The sequence below is a fragment of the Microbacterium sp. genome (genome assembly GCF_044340635.1).
Lineage (GTDB): Bacteria > Actinomycetota > Actinomycetes > Actinomycetales > Microbacteriaceae > Microbacterium.
In genome coordinates, this window is record NZ_JBIITF010000010.1 from 56,871 (window position 1) to 74,304 (window position 17,434).

The window sequence follows — 17,434 nt, forward strand, 5'->3', positions numbered from 1 at the left end:
TCGTCGAAGCGACCAGCACCAGACCATACGGTTGCTGAGCTTGTCGAAGCGACCAGCACGAGACCAGGATCCCTTCGACAGGCTCAGGGACCGAGCACCCCAAACAAGGAGAAACACATCACCATGGCCGAGATCTTCTACGACTCCGACGCCGACCTCGCGCTCATCCAGGGCAAGAAGGTCGCGATCGTCGGCTACGGCTCGCAGGGACACGCGCACGCCCAGAACCTGCGCGACTCCGGTGTCGAGGTCGTCATCGCCCTCAAGGAGGGCTCGAAGTCGGCCCCCAAGGCCGAAGAGGACGGCTTCCCCGTCAAGTCCGTCGCCGAGGCCGCCGAGTGGGCCGACCTCATCATGATCCTGGCTCCCGACCAGCACCAGCGTGGCATCTACAAGAACGAGATCGCCCCGCACCTGACCGAGGGCAAGACCCTCGCGTTCGCGCACGGCTTCAACATCCGCTTCGGCTACATCGACGCCCCCGAGGGCGTCGACGTGATCCTCGTCGCGCCGAAGGCGCCGGGTCACACGGTCCGTCGTGAGTTCGTCGCGGGACGCGGCATTCCCGACATCATCGCGGTCGAGCAGGATGCCTCGGGCCAGGCCTGGGACATCGCCAAGTCGTACGCCAAGGCCATCGGCGGCACCCGCGCCGGCGTCATCAAGACGACCTTCACGGAAGAGACCGAGACCGACTTGTTCGGTGAGCAGGCCGTGCTCTGCGGTGGCGTCTCGCAGCTCGTCCAGTACGGTTTCGAGACCCTGACCGAGGCGGGCTACCAGCCGCAGATCGCGTACTTCGAGGTGCTCCACGAGCTCAAGCTCATCGTCGACCTCATGTGGGAGGGTGGCATCGCCAAGCAGCGCTGGTCGGTCTCCGACACCGCCGAGTACGGCGACTACGTCTCGGGCCCCCGCGTCATCGACCCGCACGTCAAGGAGAACATGCAGGCCGTTCTCGGCGACATCCAGTCCGGCGCGTTCGCCGAGCGCTTCATCGGCGACCAGGATGCCGGAGCCCCCGAGTTCCTCGAACTCCGCGAAAAGGGCGCCCAGCACCCGATCGAAGAGGTCGGCCGCGAGCTCCGCGCCCTCTTCGCGTGGAAGCAGCAGGACGCCGACTACACCGAGGGTTCCGCTGCGCGCTGACCTTGGCGCAGAAACCCGCGCCCAATTGTGATCGCTCTCGCGATCACGGAGGGCAGCGCTGCGCGCTGACCCTTCGTTCCAGACCAGTCGTCCCACCAGGCTCGGCTGAGCCCGGCCGTCACGCCCCCGCAACCCGGGGCGGGGCGGCCGGGCCTTTTTGTGTTCACGCAGCGTGGGCACTGCTGGTCGCTTCGACAGGCTCAGCGACCGTGGTGGCCTTCGCTCCCTGAGCCTGTCGAAGGGAGCACCGGAGCCTCGGCAACCGGAACCCGCAACGTGCTGTTCATCCACGAGTACCGGGCCGACGCAACGCGTTCAGTCGGCCCCGCAACGCTCAGGCCGTGCACCGCCTGGCGATACGCCGCTCCGCCCATCTGTCCGCTTTCGCTCTCGCGATCCTGACCGTGACCACGGGGATGGTGGCTCCCGCGGCGTCCGCGGAGGAGGCACCCACCGCCCCGGCATCCGCGTCGTCCGAAGGCCGGATCGTGATCTCGGAGGTCGCAGCGGGTTCGTCGCGTTCCGATGCCGACAGCTTCTTCGAGCTGCAGAACATCGACGACCACGCGGTCGACCTCACCGGATGGCAGGTGTTCCGGTGTTCGGCGCAGGGCCTGCGCGCGAACTTCTCGCGGCCCGAGTCCGAGCTGCGGGGCGTCGTCCTCGAGCCCGGCGAGATCGCGGTCGTCGCGCGCATCGGTGTCGAAACCGGGGGAGTTCAGCCCGACGGTCTGTTCACACAGCAGTACGCCCCGAGCGGGTTCGGGCTGATCCTCGCGGATGCCTCGGGTGCGACCGCCGACGCCATCGGCGTGTACCCGACCCAACCGTGGCCGACCGAGAGCGAATGCAGCGAAAACGGCAACGTCCCCGCATCCCTCGCCTTCGCCCTCGACGAGTCCTGGCAGCGGGTGCGCGACACCGGCGACGCGGCCGTCGACTTCGTCCGAGGCCGCGCCACACCCGGCACGGCGGACCTCGGCCGCGTGACGACCCCGAGCGGCGTCGTGGTGATCGACGAGATCGCGGCGGCCGGACCGGCGGGCCCGAACGACGACCTGATCGAGCTCCGCAACCCCGGTAGCGACACAGTCGATCTGTCCGGCTGGACGCTCTACCGCTGCGCACGCGATGGAACACTCTCGGTCGCGACCGCGCAGGTCACGTTCCCCTCGCGAACCGATCTCGGGGCGGGGGAGCGCCTCGTCGTCGGCAGCGGTGGAAAGGGAATCTCGGCTCCGGACTTCACCTCCGCGACCTCGCTCGCGGACACGGTCTCGGGAGCGTTGCTCGTGGATGCCGCGGGGCGGCGCGTCGACGGCGTCTCGGTCTCGAATCATCCCGACACCGCGTGCCAGACGGGTGACGAGAAGCTCGCGTCGGTGCTGGACTACCGCGGCGGCGAGAGCTGGCAGCGCAGCCCCGAAACGGGGGAGTGGGTGATCGCGGAGCGCACGGCGGGGCGTGCGAACGCGGTCGACGACACGCGCCTCGCGGACGACGCGCTGACGTACCCCTCGCGCCCCGGTGTGGCGATCAGCGAGGTCGCCACGGACCCCGCGATCGACGGCGGGGCGGTGGACGCGGAGCGACACCACTTCGTCGAGATCGGCAATTACGGCGAACGGCCGATCGACATCGGCGGGTGGCGTGTCGTGGCGTGCGGCTCAGACGGCTTTCGCGAACCCGCCGACCTCGCCGTGATCGAACCGGGTACGCGGATCGAACCCGGCGGCACGTGGGTCGCGGCGCTCGAGGACACGGATGCCGCGGCCGCGGCCCAGGCCCGGTTCGACACAGAGCTCGACTTCCGGGGTGCGGGCGTCTGGATCGAGGATGCGTCGGGCGAGCGCGTCGACAGCGTCGGGATCTTCCACGCCAACGAGATGGACCACTCGATCGAGCGGTACAGCCCGTGCACCAAGGGCATGTCGCTGTCGACGTTCGCGGTCGATCGTCTGGCCGGTGAGACGTGGCAGCGAGCCCGCTTCACGGGGACCGACTCCGAGGATTTCGTGCACGCAGGGGCGACGCCCGGCACCCTCGACGAGCGTCGGTGGATCGAGACGGGTGAGCTCACGCCCGCCGCCGCCGGGCGGATCGCCGCGGTGCGGACCGAGGCCCGGATCGAGTCCGCCTCGGCCCGCGCCGCGGACCGCGTCGACCCGAGCTCGCTCACCGGCGACCCGGTGACGATCCTCGAGGCGTTCGCCGGATCGAGTGAGGGCGGCCCGCTGACGCAGCGGAGCGCGCCGAACGAGCAGCGCGTCGCCGACGCGGCACTCGCGGCCGGGCGCGACGACTCCTGGGCCTATCCGTATGTGCGTCTGCGCGTGGCGGTGCCCCAGGCATCCGCCGTCGTCTCATGGGCGGGTTCCGTCACGGGGGCGGCGCCCGTGCGTATGTCGGTGTGGGCGCCGCAGACGGGAGCCTGGCGGAGCGTCGAGGAGGCCGAGGCGGCGCCGGAGGGCGGAACGCACGAGATCGTGCTGTCGGGCGACGTGCGGCCCGGTGAGGTGTCCGCCGGCATCGTCGAACTCCTCGTGCAGGCCGTGCCGGCGCCCGCGGCGGCGGATCGCGTCGGGTTCGCCGATCCGGGCGACTACGACCTGTCCGTCACCCACATCACCGACACGCAGTACCTGTCGGAGTCGTACCCCGAGGTCTACGCGGAGCAGCTCGCGTGGGTTCGCGCATCGCAGGAGGCGCGCAAGATCTCGTTCGTCGCGCACACGGGCGACCTGATCCAGAACTGGGTCGATCCCGACCAGGAGCCCGCGCGGGCTCGGCACGAGTTCGAGGTCGCATCCGAGACGCAGGCGTTGCTGGATGACGCGGGCGTCGCAAACAGCGTGCTGCCCGGCAACCACGACAACAAGCGCGGCGTGACGAACGACTTGTTCAACGAGTACTTCGGACCCGGCCGTTATGCCGGTGCGCCCTGGTACGGCGGATCGATCGCCCCCGACGACAACAGCGCCAACTACACGCTCTTCGAGCGTGCCGGCGCTCGGTTCCTCGTGCTCTCGCTGCCCTACGCCTACGCGGAGCGCGAGCTCGCGTGGGCCGAGGACGTCGTGGCGCAGCATCCGGATCGCAACGTGATCGTGGCGACCCACGAGCACCTGTCGGCGACGGGCGAGTTCAACCCGCCGGCGCGCTCGAGCAGTTCGAGGTGGCTGTCCCGAGCCGACGAACTGTGGGCGCGGGTCGTCGCGCCCCACCGCAACGTCGTGCTCGTGCTCGCGGGGCACTTCCACGGACTCTCCCGCATCGATACGACGGATGCCGGGGGCATCCCGGGCCACGCGGTCACCGAACTCCTCGCCGACTATCAGGAGTTCCGCACGCACACGGGTGAGCGTGCGACGGGGTTCCAACGCCTGCTGCAGATCGACCTGGCGGGCGGAACCGTGCAGGTCGACACCTTCTCGGCCACGCTCGGCGAGCACGCGAGCTTCCCCTACGACTACGAACAGGCCGTGGCCGACAACGGCCACGACACCTCCGGGTCGAACGCCCGACCGTGGCGGATCCTCGACCACGGCCTGCAGGACCGGTACACCGCCGCGGACGACGACTTCTCGGTGCGCCTGTCGTTCCAGTTCGACAAGGCGGTTCAGACCTCGGCGGTGACGACGTCCGCAGGCTGAATCCTCCGGACCTCGTAGCTCCCGATCGCCGGGGGAATGGACTCTGCGGGTTACTCTGGGGGCATGCCGCGATGCGACGAGGATGCCCTGAGCTGGGACGGCGACGACGACCCCACGCTCGACACCGGGACGGCCGCCGCCACGGACGAGTCGGCCTCCGATCCGGCGTCGCTGCCCGACGGGTGGACACCGGTCGGCCGGGGGAGCGCGAGCGTGTCGCACAGCGCGCCAGCCGGCCACACCCCTCCGCCTCTACCGGCACCCGACACGGATGGCGTCGCCACCGGCACGGCGGCACGCACCTCCCAAACGGATACGAGTGCTGCCGAGGAAGCGCCACCCGAGGCCTCCGAAAACCGCACCCCGAGCGGCGATGAGCCGGAACCCGCGGGTCTCGGCACCGCGGCACTCGTCTCGATCGGCGTGCTCGGCGGCGTTTACCTGCTGTTCGCGATCGGCTGGCTCGTCGGCGGACTGCGCCTGCAGGGCCGGTACCAGGTGCTCGTGACCGACTCGATGTACCAGGGCGCGCTCTGGCTCGCCACCGCCGCGCCGCTGATCTGGTTCGCCACGACGCTCTTCGCCACGCGCAAGACGCGCTCGTGGGTGCGCTGGTTGTGGCTCGCGTTCGGCGTGCTGCTCCTCATCCCCTGGCCGTTTCTCATGATCGGAGCAGTGGGACGATGACGGATGTCTCAGCCCGCCCCGCGCGGACGCCTACCTGGATCCTGGTCGCCGTCGGCGGCTTCTTCGCGCTGTTCCACGCGTACGCACTGTGGCAGGCGGTCGGCAACACGATCCAGGCCGCTCAGATCGGGCTCAACGGGCTCGGCTGGTTCATCTGGATCTTCGCGATCCTCTTCCCCGTGATCGCGTTCGCGGTGTCGTTCGCGCTCAGCTACCGGCGCGGGGTCGCAGTGTACGCCCTGGTGCTGCTGAGTGGGCTCGGGCTCGTCGCGGTGTTCTGGCTCAACGTGATCGCCTACACGAGCCTGAACACGTCGGCCGTCGTCGCCTGAGGCATCCGCCTCATCCCACGCTGCCCGTCAACGCGCGTAACGCGCACGAGACGCGCGTCCGGAGCCGATAGGCTTTTTCTCGCCTCGCCCCGTTGTATCGCAGGCGTGCGGCGCGGCCCACAAGACTCCCGCGCGCCGAGCACGGGGTCGCAGAACCGCAATGCGCCGCGCGCAGACAACACCGCGTGCGAGCGCGCTACACAGCGCAACACGAAGGAACACCGTGACGAAGCCCGTCGTCCTGCTCGCCGAAGAACTTTCGCCCGCCACCATCGACGCGCTCGGTCCGGAGTTCGACGTCCGCCGCGTCGACGGCACCGACCGGCCCGCACTGCTCGCCGCCCTCGCCGACGCGAGCGCCGTGCTCATCCGCTCGGCGACGCAGATCGACGCAGAGGCCCTCGCCGCGGCGCCCGTGCTGAAGGTCGTCGCGCGGGCCGGTGTCGGGCTCGACAACGTCGACATCAAGGCCGCTACGACCGCCGGTGTCATGGTCGTCAACGCGCCGACCTCCAACATCGTGTCGGCGGCGGAGCTGACGGTCGGACACATCCTGAGCCTTGCCCGCAACATCCCGGCGGCGCACGCGTCGCTCGCCGAGGGACAGTGGAAGCGCAGCAGCTTCACCGGGACCGAGCTGTATGAGAAGACCGTCGGCATCATCGGTCTCGGTCGCATCGGTGCGCTGATCGCCGCCCGCCTGCAGGCGTTCGACATGCGCGTCGTCGCGTACGACCCGTATGTCACGCCGGCGCGCGCCCAGCAGCTGCACGTCGAGTTGCTGCCGTTCGAAGAGCTGCTGCGCACGAGCGACTTCATCACCATCCACATGCCGAAGACGCCCGAGACGACGGGCATGATCGGCGATGCCGAGCTGGCCCTGATGAAGGACACGGCGTACGTCGTGAACGTCGCCCGCGGAGGCCTGATCGACGAGGACGCCCTGTTCCGGGCGCTCTCGGCGGGCATCATCGCCGGTGCGGGACTCGACGTGTTCGTCGAGGAGCCGCCGAAGAACTCCCCGCTGCTCGCGCTGCCGAACGTCGTCGTTACGCCGCACCTCGGTGCCTCGACCGACGAGGCGCAGGAGAAGGCGGGGGTCTCGGTCGCACGTTCGGTCAAGCTCGCGCTCGAGGGCGACCTGGTTCCGGATGCGGTCAACGTGGCCGGTGGCGTGATCGATCCGTTCGTCCGGCCCGGTATCGCGCTCGTCGAGAAGCTCGGCCAGGTGTTCAGCGGCATGTCGCACGCGGCCCTCACGAACCTCGACATCGAGGTGCGCGGCGAGCTCGCGGCCTACGACGTGAGTGTCTACAAGCTCGCCGCGCTCAAGGGCATCTTCACGAGCATCGTGAGCGAGAACGTCTCGTACGTCAACGCCCCCCTGTTCGCCGAGCAGCGCGGTATCGAGACCCGGCTGATCGTCGACCCGGTCAGCGAGGACTACCGCAACCTCACGACGCTGCGCGGAACGCTCGCGGACGGCACGGTTCTGACGGTCTCAGGCACCCTCTCGGGCACCCGCATGGTCGAGAAGATCGTCGGGTTCAACGAGTACGAGATCGAGGTGCCGATCGCTCAGCACCACATCGTCATGCTGTACACCGATCGGCCGGGGATCGTCGCGATCTACGGTCAGAAGTTCGGGGACGCCGGCATCAACATCGCGGGGCTGCAGGTCGCGCGCAGCCAGCGCGGAGCTCAGCTGTCGGTGCTCACCGTGGACTCACGGGTGCCCGAGGAGCTGCTCGACGAGGTCCGCGAGGCGATCCAGGCGGACCTGCTGGTGCAGCTGGAGATCACGGAGGCCTGAACTCAGGCGCGGGCGGATGCCTCGACCAGAGCGATGAGCGCGTCCATCTCGGCGCCGCGGGGGACCGGGCCGGGGATGTTGCCGCCCTCGAGTGCGTTGTTGAAGTAGAGGCCGTCGCTCACGAGCATCACGAGGTCGAGGGATGCCGCGTCCTTCGTGTGCGGCCGAAGCGCGTCGCCCCACCGCTCGCGGACGGCCCGCAGGGCGGCGCTGGCCGAGGCGTTGCCGCCCTGCGCGAGGCGTGAAGTGGCGAGGATCGCGCGGTCGAGGGGATCGTTCTCCATCACGGACGTCCTGAGGAAGTAGGCGATCGGGCCCTCGTCGGCCGACATCATGGCGGCGATGTCATCCGTGACCAGGGCGTCGAGGCGCTCGATGACTCCGGACTCGAGCGCTTCCTTCGAGGCGAAGTGGTACAGCAGCCCACCCTTCGAGACGCCGGCGGCGCGCGATGTGGCGTCCATCGTCGCGGCCCGTTCGCCATCGTCGATGAGGATCGCCTCGAACGCGTCGAGCACGCTTTCTCGGGCGCGTGGGGGTCGACTCATGCGCTTGATCGTACCCAGTGCTTGCTCAGCGAAAATCCGTGCATCCCTGTTACTATACCGGCTGGACGGTTTACTTATGGAACGGATCATGGCTACACAGATTTCGACGCGGCAGAGTTCAGCGCGGCAGAGTTCGGCGGCGCCGCGGACAGCGAGCGAGAAGGCGGGCCCCCGCGCGTGGGCCGCGCTCGCTGTGCTGATGCTGCCGGTGCTGCTCGTCTCGGTCGACAACACGGTGCTGAGCTTCGCCCTGCCGCAGATCGCGCTCGACCTCGAACCGACGAGCGCGCAGCAGCTGTGGATCGTGGACGCCTACCCGCTCGTCCTCGCCGGGCTGCTCGTCACCATGGGGTCGCTCGGCGATCGCTTCGGGCGTCGACGACTGCTGCTGATCGGTGCGACCGGGTTCGGCCTGCTCTCGATCGCCGCCGCGTTCGCACCCTCGGCTGAACTGCTCATTGCGGCACGCGCCGGTATCGGATTCTTCGGGGCCATGCTCATGCCCGCGACGCTGTCGCTGCTGCGCACGATCTTCCGCGATCGCGAACAGCGTCGCCTCGCGATCGCGGTCTGGGCGTCCGGATTCAGCGCCGGAATGGCTCTCGGCCCGATCGTCGGAGGGTTCCTGCTCGAGCACTTCGCGTGGGGTTCCGTGTTCCTGCTCGCCGTGCCGGTGCTGCTGCCCCTGCTGGTCCTCGCCCCACTTCTCGTGCCCGAGAGCCGGGACCCGAACCCGGGTCGTATCGACATCCTGAGCATCGTGCTCTCGCTCGGTGCCATGGTGCCGTTCGTCGCGGCGATCAAGTCGCTCGCGGTCGAGGGTTTCGCGGGTCCGGCCCTACCCCTCGCCGGCGTCGGCCTGATCCTCGCCGTGATTTTCGTGCGCCGACAGCTGCGGCTCGAGAGCCCCCTGCTCGACATGTCTCTGTTCCGGCGCGGCGGCTTCAGCGGTGCGATCCTCGTCAACCTGCTGAGCGTGATCGGCCTGGTCGGGTTCCTCTACTTCGTCGCGCAGCACCTTCAGCTGGTGCTGGGCCTGAGCCCCATGGATGCGGGCATCGCCCTGCTTCCGGGCCTCGCGGTCATGGTGGTCGCCGGTCTCGGCGTCGTTCCCCTCGCGCGGCGGATGGCGCCGCGGGTGCTGGTTCCCGCCGCCCTCGGCCTTTCCGTCCTGGGCTACCTGATCGTCGCCCTCACCGCGGGCGACGGCTCGCTCGCGATGCTCACCGTGGCGTTCATGTCGCTCGGCGCGGGTATCGGCATGGCCGAGACGGTCTCGAACGAGCTGATCCTCTGGAACGCGCCCCCGGCCAAGGCGGGTGCGGCATCCGCCGTGTCCGAGACGGCCTACGAGCTCGGCGCGGTGCTCGGCACGGCGATCATGGGAGGCATCCTGACCGCGTACTACCGCGCGAACCTGCTGCTGCCCCCGGGCCTTACGCAGGACGCCGCGGATGCCTCGCGCGAGACGCTCGCGGGCGCCATGGCCTCGGCCGAGGGACTGCCCGAGCCGATCGCCGACGGCCTGCGCACCGCGGCCGCGCACGCGTTCGACGGCGGTGTCGTCATCACCTCGCTCATCGGCGCGCTCCTGATCGTGATCGCCGCGGTGATCGCGGCCACTACCCTGGGAGGGTCCCGACCCACCGCACCCCAGGAGCATTTGAGCAATGACGCGCGTCGTGAAGCTGGCACTCATACCCGGTGACGGGATCGGACCCGAGGTCGTCGGCGAGGCCGAGAAGGTCCTCGACGCGGCCGTCGCGGGAACGGACGTCTCGTTCGAGAAGACGCATTTCTCGCTGGGCGCCGCGCGGTTCCTCGAGACCGGCGACACCCTGACCGACGACGACCTGGGCAGCATCGCGGCGCACGACGCGATCCTGTTGGGCGCCGTCGGGGGAGTGCCCGGCGACCCGCGCCTGAAGAACGCCAACATCGAGCGCGGGTTGTTGCTCAAGCTCCGGTTCGAGCTCGACCACTACGTCAACCTGCGTCCGTCGAAGTTCTACCCGAGCGTTCCCGGACCGCTGGCGGATGCCGGTGGGATCGACTTCGTCGTCGTGCGCGAGGGTACCGAGGGGCCCTACGTCGGCAACGGTGGGTCGCTGCGCACCGGAACGCCGCACGAGGTCGCGACCGAGGTATCCGTCAACACGGCGTTCGGCATCGAGCGGGTGGTGCGGTACGCGTTCGATCTGGCCGAGAAGCGGTCGAAGAAGGTCACCTGGGTGCACAAGACGAATGTGCTCGTTTATGCCGGGTCGATCTGGCAGCGGGTCGTCGCGGCGGTTGCGGCGGAGCATCCGGATGTCGCCGTAGACTACCTGCACGTCGACGCGGCAACGATCTTTCTGGTCACAAACCCGTCCCGCTTCGATGTGATCGTCACCGACAACCTCTTCGGCGACATTCTGACCGACCTGGCCGGTGCGATCACCGGAGGGATTGGTCTCGCCGCCTCCGGGAACATCAACCCGGATGGCGCGTTCCCGTCGATGTTCGAGCCCGTCCACGGATCGGCGCCCGACATCGCGGGGCAGCAGAAGGCCGACCCGACGGCGGCGATCCTCTCGGTGGCCCTGCTGCTCGAACACCTCGGACTCTCCGAGGCGGCCGACCGCGTGACCCGCGCGGTCGAGGCCGACATCGCGGACCGCGACGGCGGACCCCGCACCACGAGCGCCATCGGCGACGCGATCGCAGCTCGCCTGTAGCCTGAGAGCTTCGGGATACCCGGCCCGCTCTCGCGATCTTCTCTCGGTGATCACGCGCCGCCCCATCTTCGATCGGCAGGACTGACATGACCCTTATCGACAACCCCGGCACGGGCGCCGACCGCGACGCCGGACTCGCGCCCCTGCAGTTCTTGGTTCAGCGGAACCTCCAGGCCAAGAACGACGCCCAGCGCGCGCAGATTCTCGAGAACCCCGGCTTCGGTACGCACTTCACCGACCACATGGTCGACGTGTGCTGGTCGGTCGGCGGAGGCTGGCACCGCCCGCGCGTCCAGCCCTACGGCCCGATCAGCCTCGACCCGGCAGCCGCCGTGCTGCACTACGGGCAAGAGATCTTCGAGGGCATCAAGGCATACCGGCACGCGGATGGCTCGATCCACACGTTCCGACCCGACCAGAACGGTCGGCGGCTGCAGCGGTCGGCGCGCCGCCTCGCTCTGCCCGAGCTGCCTGTCTCGTACTTCATCCAGTCGCTGCAGGAGCTGATCAAGGTCGACGGTGCGTGGGTTCCGGATGCCGCAGACCAGAGCCTGTATCTCCGGCCCTTCATGTTCGCGAAAGAGGCGTTCCTCGGCGTTCGCCCCGCCAACAAGGTCAACTACTACGTCATCGCCTCGCCGGCGGGCGCGTACTTCTCGGGCGGTGTGAAGCCGGTCACGATCTGGCTGTCGGAGGACTACGCGCGCGCGGGCAAGGGCGGTACGGGCGCGGCCAAGACCGGTGGCAACTACGCCGCGAGCCTGCTGCCGCAGGCCGAGGCGTACGAGAACGGCTGCGACCAGGTCGTGTTCCTCGACCAAGACGGCAACGTCGAAGAGCTCGGGGGCATGAACGTCGTCTTCGTCTACAAGGACGGCACGGTCGTGACGCCCATGTCGGACTCGATCCTCGAGGGCATCACGCGCGACTCGATCCTGCAGCTCGCGGAAGACCGGGGCCACAAGGTTCAGGGTCGTGCGGTGTCGCTCGCCGAGTGGCGTGAGGGCGTGGCATCCGGCGACATCGTCGAGGTGTTCGCCTGCGGCACGGCCGCCGTCGTCACCCCGATCGGTGGGCTCAAGGGTCGCACCTTCTTCGACGAGCAGCCGACCGGATCGCTCGCGCTGTCGCTGCGCGAAGAGCTCACCGACATCCAGTACGGCCGTCGCGAGGACAAGCACGGCTGGATGCTGCGCCTCGACGCCTGACCCGTCGGTCGGGTTCGTTCGAATACAGGAGAACGTGCGGAGACAGGACGGTTCGTCGCGGATTCTCCTGTTCTCGCGCGTTTTCCTGTTTTGGCGCGTTCAGGGGACGGTCACTGCGTCTGCCGGTTGTTGAGCCTGTCGAAACGACCTGCGTGTGCCGGTCGTTGAGCTTGTCGAAACGACCTGCGTGTGCCGGTCGTTGAGCTTGTCGAAACGACTTGCGTGTTCCGGTCGTTGAGCTTGTCGAAACGACCTGCGCATGGCGGTCGTTGAGCTTGTCGAAACGACCTGCGTGTTCCGGTCGTTGAGCTTGTCGAAACGACCTGTGCGTGGCTGCTCCCTTCGACAGGCTCAGGGAGCGCGGGCGGGGGCTCAGGGAGCGGCGGAGCGGACGGCGATGAATCGGTCGACAGTAGGCTGAACCGGTGAAGATCGTACGGTTCAGCCACGAAGAGTCCATCCGCTACGGCATCGTCGACGGGACCGATCTGGTCGTGCTCGAGGGCGACCCCATGTTCGCCGGCTTCGGCACGACGGGGGAGCGCGTACCGCTCGGCGAGGTGTCACTGCTCGCGCCGGTGATTCCGCGGTCCAAGGTCGTGTGCGTCGGCAAGAACTACCATGACCACGCCGCCGAGATGGGCGGCGAGGCTCCGGCCGAACCCCTGCTTTTCCTGAAGCCCAACACCGCCGTGGTCGGACCGGGCGACGCCATCGTGCGCCCGCCGCAGTCGACCCGAACGGACTTCGAGGGTGAACTCGCCGTCGTGATCGGGCGTATCGCGAAGAATGTGCCCGCGGCATCCGCTCTCGACTACGTCTTCGGGTACACGCTCGGCAACGACGTGACCGCCCGCGACCTCCAGAAGAGCGACGGGCAGTGGACACGCGCCAAGGGTTTCGACACGTTCTGCCCGCTCGGCCCCGCGATCGAGACGGACTTCGACGCGGCCGCCGCCACGCTGCAGACGCGCGTGAACGGCGAGATCAAGCAGTCGGCGCCCCTGACCGACATGATCCACTCGGTGCCGGACATCATCGCCTACGCCTCTGCCGTGTTCACTCTGCTTCCGGGTGACGTCATCCTCACGGGCACGCCCGCCGGCATCGGCCCGGTCGTCGCGGGTGATGTCGTCGAGGTCGAGATCTCGGGGCTCGGCGTGCTGCGCAACCCCGTGCGCGACGCGTAGGTCGACATGACAGCCGCGGCCGCGCTTCCCACCGACATCGGGGCGGTTCAGCGCCGCACCGTGCTGGTGCTGGCGTCGGGACAGGTGCTCGGCGGCCTCGCCCTCGGCGCGACGATCTCGCTCGGGGCGCTACTCGCTGCGGACATCTCGGGCGATGACTCGCTCTCGGGTCTCGCGACCGCGTCGCTGACGCTCGGGTCCGCCGCCCTCGCCGTGCCCATGGCGGCTCTCGCGCGGCGTCGCGGCCGTCGCATCTCGCTGTCGGCGGGCATGCTCATCGCGCTGGCAGGCGTTGCGGTCGTCATCACCGCGGCGGGACTTCGGATGTTTCCGCTGCTGCTGGTCGGATTCGTGCTGGTGGGTTCGGGAACCGCGGCGAACCTCCAGTCGCGGTTCGCGGCCGCCGACCTCGCCACGGACGCCACGCGTGGCCGCGACCTGTCGCTCGTGGTGTGGGCGACGACGATCGGTGCGGTGCTCGGGCCGAACCTCGTCGGGCCCGGAGAGTCGATCGGGGCAGCGCTCGGCATGCCGCCGCTGACCGGGCCCTACGTCTTCACGATCGGGGCACAGCTGCTCGCGATCGCGCTGTATCTGCTGGCCCTCCGGCCGGACCCGCTCCTCCTCGCCGCACGGCTCCGGGATGCCCTGACCGGCGATGCGCGCACCCGGGCCGTGATGCATCCGGATCGTCCTGTGCTGGCGCGCTTCGCGATCTTCGCGGTTGCGGCGAGTCACGGCGTGATGGTCGCGGTCATGGCGATGACTCCCGTGCACCTGCTGCACCACGGCGCGACGCTGACGGTGATCGGTCTGACGATCAGCCTGCACATTGCGGGGATGTATGCGTTGAGCCCGGTATTCGGCATCCTCGCCGACAGGCTCGGACGCCTGCCGACGATCGCGATCGGGCAGGCGCTGCTCTTGGCATCGCTGCTCACGGCGTGGCTCTGGTCCGAGGTTTCCGTCGCGGTAACAGTGTCGCTGATCCTGCTCGGCCTCGGCTGGAGTGCCTCGACCGTCTCCGGCTCGGCGCTGCTGACCGAGGCGACCGCCGAGCCCCTGCGCACGCGCCGGCAGGGCCGGAGCGACCTGGCGATGAACCTCGTCGGGGCTGCGGGCGCCGTCGGTGCGGGTGTCGTGCTCGGCTGGATCGGCTACAGCGGGCTCGCACTCGTCGCCATCGTCGCGGTCGCGGCCGTCGTGGTCGGGCTTGTTCTGGTGTGGCGGGAGCCGCGGCGCCACCCGGCCTGAGGCATCCGCGCGTTCGTAATTCAGTCTTTTGGGTCGTCTGGCTCGAGATTTTCCGCGGAAATTTGGGCGACGGGCCTTGAGCGCAGCGCGCAGAGACTGAATACCGAACACAAGACGGCGCCGAGTCGGAGGCGCTTGACCGGGAGGGGCTACGGCCGCCCCCCGAGTAGGCTGGGGTCGCCATGTCTGACGCCACCGCTTCCGCCCTGTATCCCACCACGACCGCTACGGGAGCAGACGTGCGCGTGCGCTTCTGCCCCTCACCGACGGGCCTGCCGCACGTCGGTCTGGTCCGCACCGCGCTGTTCAACTGGGGCTACGCGCGCCACCACGGCGGCAAGATGATCTTCCGCATCGAAGACACGGATGCCGCGCGCGACAGCGAAGAGAGCTACGCACAGCTGCTCGACGCGCTGCGGTGGCTGAAGATCGACTGGGACGAGGGCGTCGAGGTCGGGGGACCGCACGCGCCCTACCGTCAGTCGCAGCGGCACGAGCTCTACCGCGAGGTGCTCGACAAGCTGATCGCTGCGGGCGCCGTGTACGAAAGTTTCTCGAACGCCGAAGAGATCGACGCGCGGAATGAGGCCAACGGCCGCGCCAAGCAACTCGGCTACGACAACTACGACCGGAACCTCACGGACGAGCAGAAGGCCGCGTTCCGTGCCGAGGGTCGCGAGCCCGCCTGGCGCCTGCGCGTGCCCGACGCGGACGTCACCTACGAGGACCTGATCCGCGGCGAGGTCACCTTCCCGGCCGGGTCGTTCCCGGACTTCGTGATCGTCCGTGCCGGAGGCATCCCGCTCTACACGTTCGTAAACCCGGTCGACGACGCACTCATGGGCATCACGCACGTGCTGCGCGGCGAAGACCTGATGCCCTCGACGGCGCGTCAGCTCTCGCTCTACCGTGCGCTGATCGATGCCGGCGTGACGACGTTCATCCCGCGCTTCGGGCACATGCCGCTCGTGCTGGGCGACGGCAACAAGAAGCTCTCCAAGCGCGACCCCCGCGCCGACCTGTTCCTGCAGCGCGAGAAGGGGTTCATCCCCGAGGGACTTCTGAACTACCTGGCGCTCCTCGGTTGGTCGATCGCCCACGATCGCGACATCTTCTCGCTCGACGAGTTCGTCGCCGCGTTCGACATCGTGAACGTCAACCCGAACCCGGCCCGGTTCGATCAGAAGAAGGCCGAGTCGATCAACGGCGACCACATCCGGATGCTCGAGCCCGCCGATTTCGCGGAGCGCATCCTGCCCTACCTGGCGTCGGCGGGACTCATCTCGACGCCACCCACGGCCCGCGAGCAGGAGCTGATCGAGGCATCCGCTCCTCTCGTGCAGGAGCGGATCCCGCTGCTCGGCGACGTGCCCGGGATGCTCGGGTTCCTGTTCGTCGACGAGGTCGCGTACGACGACGATGCGCTCGCGGGTCTGCCCGAGAACGCGAACGAGGTGCTGGTCGCGTCGGTCGGGGCTCTGGAGCTCGTGCCGGAATCGGAGTTCCGGGCCGCCGCCATCCAGGAGGCACTCAATTCCGCTCTCGTCGAGGGACTCGGCCTCAAGCCGCGCGTCGCCTTCGGCCCGCCCCGTGTGGCTCTGACGGGGCGTCGCGTGTCGCCGCCGCTGTTCGAATCGATGGAGATGCTCGGCAAGGCCGAGTCGATCCGCCGCCTCGGCGGGCTCGTGGAGCACCGCACGAGCTAGGGCGGTTTGGAAGGGCCCTCGCGGTCGTCTAGACTGGATCGTCGGCACGGTTTCGATCGTGACCGGTGGGGTATGGTGTAATTGGCAACACGGCGGTTTCTGGTTCCGTTGTTCTTGGTTCGAGTCCAGGTACCCCAGCAAGTAAGACCCTCGATTTTCGGGGGTCTTTTTTGTTGCCGCCATGCGGTCGCTGAGCTCGTCGAAGCGACCCGGGCGATGTCTCGTGTTCCGGTGCTCCCTTCGACAGGCTCAGGGAGCGGGCGCGGGCCCGGCGGAGCCGCGAACGGTCGCGACATGCCGTGTCGAGGAGTGACGGACGGCGTGTCGCGACCTTTCGCGGAGGTCGGTCGGCCACCGAGCTCGCTGGGGCGAGGCGCAGGCCCGGAGCGAGGCGTAGACCCGGAGCGAGGCAGACCCCGGAGCGAGCCCCAGCCCCGGAGCGAGGCGCAGACCCGGAGCAAGCCCCAGACCCGGAGCGAGAGTCCCGCCCGCGCGTCAGCGCGCCGTACCGAGCACCGCGTCGAGCAGGCGCTCCGCATCGCCCGGCTCGATCGGGGCGCGGCTCAGGGCCCGCAGCAGCACGGCGCCGATCAGGGTCTCGGCGAGTTGCTCGACGGGAGCGCCCTCGGGCAGGTTGGGAACGGTGCCGATGGCGCGTGACAGGCGACCCGAGAGTGACTCGGACCCCGAGAGACTGTCACGCAGTCGGCGCCCGATCTCTGCGTGTTCCGCCGCCGCCGCGATCAGGGAGCGCAGGATGCTCTCGCCCTGGGGCGTCTCGAGCAACGCGAAGATCTCGCTGAGCCACGCGGTCAGATCGCGGCGGATGTCTCCGGTGTCGGGCAGCTGCAGCCGACCATCCAGCAGCTTGCCCTCCAAGAGGCACTCCGCAACCACCGCGCCCTTCGAGGGCCACCAGCGATAGATGGTCTGTTTGCCGACGCCTGCATTGGCGGCGATGCCTTCCATCGTGAGGTGGTCGTATCCGCGCTCGGCCAGGAGCCCGGCGGCCGCGTCGAGGATCGCGAGGCGCGCGGCTTCGCTGCGGACAGGTCCGCTGCGGGGAAGCGTCATGTTCGATCCTCAGATTAGACGAGACGGTCCGTGTTATCTTAGCCGTGCTGATCGATGTGGAGCCGGCCTCATCGATGGGGCACGTCTTCGCCAATCTGAGGGA

Annotated in this window: 13 protein-coding genes and 1 tRNA gene; 12 read left to right on the forward strand and 2 right to left on the reverse strand. The window is 68.9% G+C overall.

The window, feature by feature from the left end; all coding sequences use genetic code 11:
- The first annotated feature begins 123 nt into the window (after positions 1-123).
- From ilvC to serA, 5 genes are all read left to right on the forward strand, one after another.
- Positions 124-1,149, forward strand: coding sequence for a ketol-acid reductoisomerase (gene ilvC, locus ACIQ0W_RS10245; protein ID WP_396642710.1), 1,026 nt, complete (start codon positions 124-126; stop codon positions 1,147-1,149).
- A gap of 341 nt (positions 1,150-1,490) precedes the next feature.
- Positions 1,491-4,802: a lamin tail domain-containing protein gene (locus ACIQ0W_RS10250; RefSeq protein ID WP_396642712.1), complete on the forward strand. Its 3,312-nt coding sequence runs from the start codon at positions 1,491-1,493 to the stop codon at positions 4,800-4,802.
- A 63-nt stretch (positions 4,803-4,865) separates the two neighbouring features.
- Positions 4,866-5,489: a DNA polymerase III subunit gamma/tau gene (locus ACIQ0W_RS10255; RefSeq protein ID WP_396642713.1), complete on the forward strand. Its 624-nt coding sequence runs from the start codon at positions 4,866-4,868 to the stop codon at positions 5,487-5,489.
- The gene (locus ACIQ0W_RS10260) at positions 5,486-5,821 is read left to right on the forward strand and encodes a bacitracin resistance protein (RefSeq protein WP_396642714.1); all 336 of its coding nucleotides are present in this window, start codon (positions 5,486-5,488) and stop codon (positions 5,819-5,821) included. The genes ACIQ0W_RS10255 and ACIQ0W_RS10260 overlap by 4 nt, the downstream gene beginning before the upstream one ends.
- Before the next feature lie 223 nt (positions 5,822-6,044).
- Complete coding sequence (gene serA / locus ACIQ0W_RS10265; RefSeq protein ID WP_396642715.1) at positions 6,045-7,634, forward strand: phosphoglycerate dehydrogenase; 1,590 nt, start codon at positions 6,045-6,047, stop codon at positions 7,632-7,634.
- A gap of 2 nt (positions 7,635-7,636) precedes the next feature.
- Here the strand turns inward: serA and ACIQ0W_RS10270 are convergent, their stop codons facing one another.
- A complete protein-coding gene (locus ACIQ0W_RS10270) occupies positions 7,637-8,182 on the reverse strand; it encodes a TetR/AcrR family transcriptional regulator (RefSeq protein WP_396642716.1) in 546 nt (181 codons plus the stop codon).
- Between the two features lie 88 nt (positions 8,183-8,270).
- Here ACIQ0W_RS10270 and ACIQ0W_RS10275 point away from each other — a divergent pair, with 88 nt between their 5' ends.
- The 7 genes from ACIQ0W_RS10275 (at position 8,271) to ACIQ0W_RS10305 (ending at position 16,395) form a co-directional block, all read left to right on the forward strand.
- A complete protein-coding gene (locus ACIQ0W_RS10275) occupies positions 8,271-9,890 on the forward strand; it encodes an MFS transporter (RefSeq protein WP_396642718.1) in 1,620 nt (539 codons plus the stop codon).
- Positions 9,853-10,899, forward strand: a complete 1,047-nt coding sequence (locus tag ACIQ0W_RS10280) for a 3-isopropylmalate dehydrogenase (protein WP_396642719.1) — start codon at positions 9,853-9,855, stop codon at positions 10,897-10,899. The genes ACIQ0W_RS10275 and ACIQ0W_RS10280 overlap by 38 nt, the downstream gene beginning before the upstream one ends.
- An 86-nt stretch (positions 10,900-10,985) precedes the next feature.
- On the forward strand, positions 10,986-12,107 hold the full coding sequence (locus ACIQ0W_RS10285) for a branched-chain amino acid aminotransferase (RefSeq protein ID WP_051512817.1): 1,122 nt from the start codon (positions 10,986-10,988) through the stop codon (positions 12,105-12,107).
- A gap of 425 nt (positions 12,108-12,532) precedes the next feature.
- Complete coding sequence (locus tag ACIQ0W_RS10290; protein WP_036294138.1) at positions 12,533-13,297, forward strand: fumarylacetoacetate hydrolase family protein; 765 nt, start codon at positions 12,533-12,535, stop codon at positions 13,295-13,297.
- Positions 13,298-13,303: 6 nt separating this feature from the next.
- A complete protein-coding gene (locus ACIQ0W_RS10295) occupies positions 13,304-14,551 on the forward strand; it encodes an MFS transporter (protein ID WP_036294135.1) in 1,248 nt (415 codons plus the stop codon).
- Positions 14,552-14,733: 182 nt separating this feature from the next.
- Positions 14,734-16,257 carry a glutamate--tRNA ligase gene (gene gltX, locus ACIQ0W_RS10300; RefSeq protein WP_100813845.1) on the forward strand — a complete coding sequence of 508 codons (1,524 nt, stop codon included), beginning with the start codon at positions 14,734-14,736 and terminating at the stop codon, positions 16,255-16,257.
- Between the two features lie 66 nt (positions 16,258-16,323).
- Positions 16,324-16,395 (forward strand) — tRNA-Gln (locus tag ACIQ0W_RS10305).
- Between the two features lie 357 nt (positions 16,396-16,752).
- Here ACIQ0W_RS10305 and ACIQ0W_RS10310 read toward each other — a convergent pair.
- Positions 16,753-17,331, reverse strand: a complete 579-nt coding sequence (locus ACIQ0W_RS10310) for a TetR/AcrR family transcriptional regulator (RefSeq protein WP_396642720.1) — start codon at positions 17,329-17,331, stop codon at positions 16,753-16,755.
- Positions 17,332-17,434 lie beyond the last annotated feature (103 nt).

Excerpts from the sequence above, each read along its gene's own strand:
- ilvC (WP_396642710.1), top strand. The coding sequence starts at position 124 with ATGGCCGAGATCTTCTACGACTCCGACGCCGACCTCGCGCTCATCCAG.
- ACIQ0W_RS10255 (WP_396642713.1), top strand. The coding sequence starts at position 4,866 with ATGCCGCGATGCGACGAGGATGCCCTGAGCTGGGACGGCGACGACGAC.
- ACIQ0W_RS10260 (WP_396642714.1), top strand. The coding sequence starts at position 5,486 with ATGACGGATGTCTCAGCCCGCCCCGCGCGGACGCCTACCTGGATCCTG.
- ACIQ0W_RS10270 (WP_396642716.1), bottom strand. The coding sequence starts at position 8,182 with ATGAGTCGACCCCCACGCGCCCGAGAAAGCGTGCTCGACGCGTTCGAG.
- ACIQ0W_RS10275 (WP_396642718.1), top strand. The coding sequence starts at position 8,271 with ATGGCTACACAGATTTCGACGCGGCAGAGTTCAGCGCGGCAGAGTTCG.
- ACIQ0W_RS10280 (WP_396642719.1), top strand. The coding sequence starts at position 9,853 with ATGACGCGCGTCGTGAAGCTGGCACTCATACCCGGTGACGGGATCGGA.
- ACIQ0W_RS10285 (WP_051512817.1), top strand. The coding sequence starts at position 10,986 with ATGACCCTTATCGACAACCCCGGCACGGGCGCCGACCGCGACGCCGGA.
- ACIQ0W_RS10295 (WP_036294135.1), top strand. The coding sequence starts at position 13,304 with ATGACAGCCGCGGCCGCGCTTCCCACCGACATCGGGGCGGTTCAGCGC.
- gltX (WP_100813845.1), top strand. The coding sequence starts at position 14,734 with ATGTCTGACGCCACCGCTTCCGCCCTGTATCCCACCACGACCGCTACG.
- ACIQ0W_RS10310 (WP_396642720.1), bottom strand. The coding sequence starts at position 17,331 with ATGACGCTTCCCCGCAGCGGACCTGTCCGCAGCGAAGCCGCGCGCCTC.